This is a genomic window from Deltaproteobacteria bacterium, assembly GCA_021159305.1.
Lineage (GTDB): Bacteria > Campylobacterota_A > Desulfurellia > JAGGSF01 > JAGGSF01 > JAGGSF01.
This window is the reverse complement of sequence record JAGGSB010000030.1, coordinates 1-7,275: the sequence shown is the minus strand read 5'-3', so window position 1 is coordinate 7,275 and position 7,275 is coordinate 1. Positions and strand designations below refer to the sequence as shown.

Here is a 7,275-nt window from a genome sequence, read left to right as displayed (position 1 = left end):
CGGTAAGCTTGATAATTAGAAACGGCATGATGAGATGATTTTATAGTCGTTCCTATGCCCTGCTTTAAATTAGATTGAGTGCTTGTTGCCACCGTTCCCTGTAATATTTTTTCTTTTACCTGAATATCCACTACGCCCATATAAGTATCCACATGAATAGCCGAACCAATAAGCGTACCAGCAGCAGAACCAATTAAAGCACCAGCTGCAGCGCCAGTATATCTTCCTGTTCCTCTACCTGTTGCTGCACCAAGTAAAGCACCGCCATATCCTCCTGTTAAAGCCGCATCAGCAGTGAGATGCTTTTTCTCCTCACCCATGTAAAGGACATTTGCTTGCAGCCAATAGTGTGCCTTATATGGATCATCTGTTATAACCTTATATCCTTTGCGTGTAAGTTCCTGGATTACTAATTCCTGCAGACGGATAGGCACATCACTTGTATTTTTGACCTGAACAAATACCGTTTTCTCTGCTTGTGGTGTGGGAGTAAGAAAGATAGTGTCACTCATTTTTGCAGATGTTTCTAATTTTGCATGTTCCACTGCGGACATTGTTGCCGCACATGAGGCAAGTGAAACTATTAAAAATAACCCAACCATAGTAAAAGTAAGTTTTTTAAAGTATAAAAACCACGAAAAGCTACACATTTAAGTACCTCCTTTAATATAATTTTTTCCATGTCCAATTCTGTTTCTGTAATGCATAGTTTTATTATAATAATTATCTTTCGTCAAGCTTATGTCAAACCATGTGGTTGCTATATTAAAGTCAAGCACAGTTTACACATTCTTGTTCCCCATTGCAGGTAGACATTTTTGCTCATCAAAATCGGAATATATTGGCAAAACTACCAAACAGATAGAAAAAGAATTTAAGCCTCTGGATTGGACGGATTGGGAAGTATGCCCCCGAAGAAAAAAGAAAAGATAATTTAATTTTATTATCTTATTTATCTTAATCTGTTCACCCCGTGTAGTAGCTTGCTATACTACACGGGGTCTTTATCATAGCAATCCTAAGGCTGAAAAAGAAATTTTCTTCTTAACTTAATTTACCTTTTTGCCGTTCATTGTTCTATTACTCCTCCATTCGGGAATAAAATTGATTTGTATCCCATATTGTGATAGATAAAACCTGTGGAAAGATTGGAAAAAAGCATAAACTATAAATTCGCAGATAAAAATTTGCTCGTAAAAGCACTAACTCATAGGTCTTTTGTAAAAGATGTAAATTCTTCCAACGAAAAACTGGAATTATTAGGAGATGCGGTGATTGAACTGGCTACAGTAGAATATTTGTTTAAAAATTATTCCTCCTTCACGGAAGGCAAATTGTCTAAAATAAAGGCTGCTTCGGTATGTACAGAAGCACTGTCTCGGATAGCATATAATCTCAAGCTTTATAAATATCTCAAGGTAGGCAAAGGAGAAATCAAAGGAAAGGTTGCTTTAAATTCTTCTATTTTAGAGAATACACTTGAGGCATTAGTGGGTGCAGTATATTTAGACGGAGGATGGGAAAAGGCAAAAAAGGTCATTTTGAATCTCTTGAAAGAGGGAATAGATGAAATAGTAAAAAAAGATGCAACCACCGATTGTAAAACCGCACTTCAGGAAATAACGCGAAAGAGATTTGACACTTTACCTTGTTATAAGTTAGAGGGAGAAAAAGGAGAAGAACACCAAAAAATATTTTATATTGGTGTTTACATCAACGAAAAGCCTTATGGAACAGGAGCAGGAAGAACAAAAAAGGAAGCAGAAAAAAAAGCGGCGGAAGAGGCCTTGCAGAGACTGAAAGATGTTTAAATCGGGATATATTTCCATTATAGGTAAGCCCAATGTGGGGAAATCAACCTTATTGAATAAATTGTTGGGAGAGAAGATAGCCATCACTTCTAAAAAAGCGCAGACAACAAGGACAAATATCTGCGGTATTTTAACGGGGGGAGACTATCAGTTAATCTTCTTTGACACACCAGGCATACACAAAGCAGACAAGGCATTAAATAAGCTAATGATTTCCAAGATCCGAACAGCAATAAAGGATAGCGATGCGGTGATGTTCGTCACGGATGAAAAAGGAATAATAGATGAAGAGGTCATCACTTACTTTGAGATAATGAAGGATATTCCCTCGATTCTGGTCATAAACAAAACAGAACTCTTTCACGATGAAAAAGAAATAGAGGAAACAGAGGAAAAATTTCTAAACTGTTTTCCGTTTGGATGTGTACAGAGAATAAGTTTAATAAAGAATGAAGGAATAAAAGAACTCTTATCAAAGATAATAGAGATAATGCCTTCTGGGCCGAAGTACTATCCTCAAGAACAAATCACCACAGAGACAGAAAGGTTTATTATTTCGGAGTTGATTAGGGAAAAATTGATAGAAAAATTAAAACACGAAATTCCTTACTCCGTTGCAGTGCAAATAGAGGAGATAAAATATAGACAAGAAAAAAATATGTATTATATAAAGGCAATCATTTTTGTAGAAAGGGAATCGCAAAAGATTATAGTGATTGGAGAAAATGGGAAAATGCTGAAAGAAATTGGTACAATGGCAAGAAAATCTATAGAAGCATTTTTGGATTGCAGGGTGTTTTTGGAATTGTGGGTGAAGACAAAGCATAAGTGGACAAAAAAAGAGGAATGGGTAAAAAAGCTCACCCATCAGAGGTTTTAATGGAAGAAAGCAGAACTATAGGTCTGCTAACAAATACAACGAGAAAATTGGTGAGGAAAGAAGCATACAAAAATTTATCCAACCTTGTTAGAAAACTACATCCGGCAGATATATCCAGTATTATTCAAAACCTCACCCTTGATGAAAGCATGACTGTTATAAAAACCATTGAAGACCTTGATATAGTTACTCAAGTTATGGAAGATCTTGATGATTACACGGCTGCTGAAATTATAGAGCAAATGAGCGAAGACAAAGCGGCACATATTTTTGAAAAACTGCCATCCGATAAATCAGCAGATATCTATGAAAAATTATCGGAAGAAAAAACAGATATTATTCTCAGTAAATTGAGCGGTAAAAAACAGGAAGAAATAACAAAACTTCTGGTATATCCCAAGGATACAGCGGGCGGTATAATGGATCCAGATGTTTTTTCCGTAAATAAGAATCTATCGGTAAAAGAAGCAATGGATGTCATTAGAAGGATGAGCAAGAACAAAAAGATCATCTATACATATGTGGTAGATGAAAATAGACATTTGGTTGGTGTGGTTTCTTTAAGAGCCTTAATTACCTCTGATCCTCAAGAGAGAATAGAAAATATAATGATGCCTCATGCTATTTCGGTGAGAACGGAGATGGATCAGGAAGAGGTAGCAAGGTTGGTAGATAAATACGATCTTTTGGCCGTTCCTGTAACGGACAACCTTAACAAACTGGTAGGTGTTATAAGTGTTGATGACATAATTGATGTAATAAGAGAAGAAACAACGGAAGATATGTACAAATTGGCAGGAACATCGGGAGCTGAAGTGAGCGAGCGTTCAATATGGAAAATCGTGAAATATAGGATGCCGTGGCTTTTGGTGAGCCTGTTTGGAGAATCTGTTTCTGGTGCGGTACTTCATAGTTTCGATAAAACACTTCAACAATTTATCGCAATTTCCTTTTTTATACCACTCATCATGGCTTTAGGAGGAAACACTGGTATACAATCACAAACAATTATCGTTCGAAGTATTGCTATAGGTAAAATAAGGGAACTTGGTATAAAATATATCGTTTTGAGACAATTGAGAGTGGCAGTCACTATTGGTATAATATGCGGTATATTGGTAGGCGCGATCGCCTTTGTAACTCAAAGGGATATGGCACTAGCTATAGCTGTGGGAACATCCTTGTTTTTGTCTATGTTTATTACCACACTATTGGGTATATTGATACCTGTGGGATTAAAGAAGGTAGGGGTAGATCCTGCGGTAAGTTCGGGTCCATTCATCACCAGTTTTAATGATATTATAAGTCTTATTATTTATCTTTCCATTTGCGTGGTAATGTTGAAAATTATTTGAGGAGGGGAAATGAGTAAATTATTTGGTACAGATGGCATAAGGGGAGAAGCAAATATCTATCCTATGACTCCGGATATTGCATTCAGGGTAGGAAGGGCAGTAGCCTATGTATTTAGAAATAAACGAGAAAAGCACAAAATTTTAGTGGGTAAAGATACTCGTCTTTCCTGTTATATGTTTGAACATGCTATTGCCGCTGGTATTACCTCGATGGGAGTAAATACATATTTGGTGGGACCCATGCCCACTCCTGCCATCGCATTTTTGGTGAGAAACATGAGAGCGGATGCTGGCATCATCATCTCTGCCTCACATAACCCATTTAATGATAATGGTATAAAATTTTTCTCTAAGGAAGGAAAAAAATTGCCAATGAAGATTGAACATGAAATAGAAAAACTTACACTTTCTGATGAGATAAATCATATAAGACCAACGGGAAAAAATATAGGAAAAGTGTTCAGAGTGAGAGACACGCTGGGTAGATATGTGGTATATGCGAAATCCACTTTTCCGGAAAATCTTTCATTGAATGGTTTAAGAGTGGTGATAGATTGTGCAAACGGTGCAACATATAAGGTTGCACCCATTATATTTGAAGAATTGGGAGCAGAGGTATTTCCCATCAATATAGATCCTAACGGGACAAACATTAATGAAAAATGCGGCTCTCTTCATCCATCCTGTATTCAGGAAGCTACCAAAGTATACCGTGCGGACATAGGGATCTCCTTTGATGGAGATGGTGATAGAGTTTTATTCTGCGATGAAAATCAGGAAATAGTGGATGGAGATGAAACTATGGCTATTTTGGCCAAGCACATGAAACAAAAGAACAAATTAAGTAAAAATACAGTAGTAGCGACGATCATGAGCAATTTAGGGTTGGAGAGATTTCTCAAAAAAGAGCAGATAACCCTCATTAGAACAGATGTTGGTGATAGAAACATTGCTCAATTAATGTTTGCTAATGGCTACAATTTGGGTGGTGAACAGTCGGGTCATATTGTTTTAAGCGATTTCAACCCCACCGGAGATGGTGTAGTTACCGCCTTGCAGGTGTTGTCAATTATGAAAGAAGAGGGCAAGAAGTTATCTGAAATGAAGAGAGAATTTATAAGAATACCTCAAAGAACAAAGAGTGTTTATGTGAGCAAGAAGATTCCATTGGATGAAATAAAAGAGATAAAAGATGTAATAGATGAGGCTGAAAAAACATTGAGCAACAAGGGAAGAATTATCGTGAGGTATTCAGGCACAGAGCCCGTGGTTCGCATAGCAGGCGAATCAGAGGACAAAAATGCGCTAAATACCTGCATCGATAATATCTCAGATGTGCTTAGAAGATGTCTTCTCTAACCTCCCCAATAACGCAAAAGCAGAGGTGCAATAATCAGGGAGATAACGGACATAAGTTTTATTAGGATGTTCATAGTAGGACCTGATGTGTCCTTAAACGGATCGCCTACTGTATCGCCTATAACGGTAGCTTTGTGAGCTTCTGATCCCTTACCGCCTAAAAATCCTCTTTCAATCAATTTTTTGGCATTGTCCCAAGCACCGCCGGAGTTAGCCATAAATAGCGCTAACATTACGCCGGACACGAGTGCGCCCAAAAGCGTGCCTCCCAAGGCTTCTCTACCTAACAGGAAACCAATGACTGGTGGTACGCAAATGGCTATGATACCAGGTAAAATCATTTTTTTAATAGAGTTTTTTGTAGTGATGGAAACGCATTTTGCAGGATCACACTTTGCCTTTCCTTCCATGATCCCGGGAATTTCTCTCCACTGTCTCCTTACCTCTTCTACCACTAAAAAGGCTATTTTGCCCACTGCTCTCATGGTTAAAGCTGCCACAAGAAATGGTATACACCCTCCAAAAAGCATCCCTATCATTACTTTAGGATCGGTAATGTCAATGCCTGTGATGCCCACTGCTTGAGTATAAGCTATAAAGAAAGCAAGGGCAGTCATAGCGGCAGCACCAATGGCAAACCCTTTTCCTATAGCTGCCGTGGTATTACCCAAGCTATCCAAGCTATCTGTAATTTCTCTTACTTTTGGATCTAATCCACACATTTCTGCAATACCTCCTGCATTGTCAGCAGCAGGTCCATAAGCGTCAACAGACATAGTGACGCCTACCGTAGAAAGCATGCCCACTGCGGTGATAGCTACACCATAAACACCAGCAGATGTATATCCCAGATATGTGGCTATGCATAAAAATATAATAGGAAGAACTGTGCTTTCCATGCCATAGGATGTACCGGAAATTATCACCGTAGCAGGTCCTGTTTTAGATGATTCGGCAATTTTACTTACAGGTTTACCAGAGGTATAATACTCTGCTATTAATCCTATACAAATACCTGCTAAAAGACCCCAAAAAATGGCCCAGAATACACCGATGGGGAGTGAAACTGCTCTATCAATAAAGTATGTGAGAATAATTAAAATCACTGCCCCTACATATGTTGCATATCTCAAAGCAGCTTGAGGACTTATTTTTTTTAGAATATTAATGGAAAAGATAGCCACAAAAGAAGAAATCAATCCAGCCATAGCTACCAACAAAGGCATGGCCATGTAGCTTGAACGCAACATTTCCTTTCCGGGAGCTAAAACCATCGTTGCACCCACCGCAATAGTGGCCACAATAGCACCTACATAAGATTCAAAGATATCCGCTCCCATCCCTGCTATATCACCTACATTATCACCTACCAAATCTGCAATAACCGCTGCGTTTCTGGGGTCATCTTCAGGAATTCCTGCCTCTACTTTTCCCACCAGGTCTGCTCCTACATCAGCACCCTTGGTGTAAATACCCCCTCCCATACGGGCGAATAGGGCTATTGAACTGGCGCCCATAGAATAGCCGGTGATAATATATGCAGTAGTAATATCCCTGCAGAATATATAATATAAAATACCCAAGCCCAATAGTCCTAAACTGGCCACCGAAAGTCCCATCACGGAACCACCGTAAAATGAAACCAGCAATGATTTTTCTTGCCCTGTTGATCGAGCTGCTTCTGTAGTCCTCACACTGGCTGTGGTGGATGAATTCATACCAAAAACGCCTGCTAACATGGAACTTATTGCTCCAGCTAAAAACGCTAAGGCAGTTTGATAATTGATAAATATTGAGAGTAGAATAAACACTACAATTATAAAGATAGATAAAGCGGTGTATTCCCTCTTCAAAAACGCCGCTGCGCCTA

General features: G+C 38.5%; 6 protein-coding genes. 4 read left to right on the top strand and 2 right to left on the bottom strand.

The window, feature by feature from the left end; all coding sequences use genetic code 11:
• Window positions 1-650: complement resistance protein TraT (locus J7J10_01835; GenBank protein MCD6129682.1), on the bottom strand; the 650-nt coding region annotated here is incomplete at its 3' end.
• A 489-nt stretch (window positions 651-1,139) separates the two neighbouring features.
• On the opposite strand from J7J10_01835, the gene rnc reads away from it, so the two are divergent.
• The 4 genes from rnc to J7J10_01815 are packed head-to-tail and all read left to right on the top strand — an operon-like array spanning window position 1,140 to window position 5,405.
• Window positions 1,140-1,811, top strand: a complete 672-nt coding sequence (gene rnc, locus J7J10_01830) for a ribonuclease III (protein MCD6129681.1) — start codon at window positions 1,140-1,142, stop codon at window positions 1,809-1,811.
• Window positions 1,804-2,691 carry a GTPase Era gene (gene era, locus J7J10_01825; GenBank protein MCD6129680.1) on the top strand — a complete coding sequence of 296 codons (888 nt, stop codon included), beginning with the start codon at window positions 1,804-1,806 and terminating at the stop codon, window positions 2,689-2,691. Before rnc ends, era begins: the two co-directional genes overlap by 8 nt.
• Entirely contained in the window at window positions 2,658-4,046 is a 1,389-nt protein-coding gene (mgtE, locus tag J7J10_01820; protein ID MCD6129679.1) for a magnesium transporter, read from the top strand. Before era ends, mgtE begins: the two co-directional genes overlap by 34 nt.
• 9 nt (window positions 4,047-4,055) lie before the next feature.
• Window positions 4,056-5,405 carry a phosphoglucosamine mutase gene (locus tag J7J10_01815; protein ID MCD6129678.1) on the top strand — a complete coding sequence of 450 codons (1,350 nt, stop codon included), beginning with the start codon at window positions 4,056-4,058 and terminating at the stop codon, window positions 5,403-5,405.
• Here the strand turns inward: J7J10_01815 and J7J10_01810 are convergent.
• A partial coding sequence (locus tag J7J10_01810) for a sodium-translocating pyrophosphatase (GenBank protein ID MCD6129677.1) occupies window positions 5,402-7,275 on the bottom strand: 1,874 nt, incomplete at its 5' end. The genes J7J10_01815 and J7J10_01810 overlap by 4 nt on opposite strands.

Coding starts and splice junctions, on each gene's coding strand:
- mgtE (MCD6129679.1), top strand. CDS start 2,658: ATGGGTAAAAAAGCTCACCCATCAGAGGTTTTAATGGAAGAAAGCAGA.
- J7J10_01815 (MCD6129678.1), top strand. CDS start 4,056: ATGAGTAAATTATTTGGTACAGATGGCATAAGGGGAGAAGCAAATATC.
- era (MCD6129680.1), top strand. CDS start 1,804: ATGTTTAAATCGGGATATATTTCCATTATAGGTAAGCCCAATGTGGGG.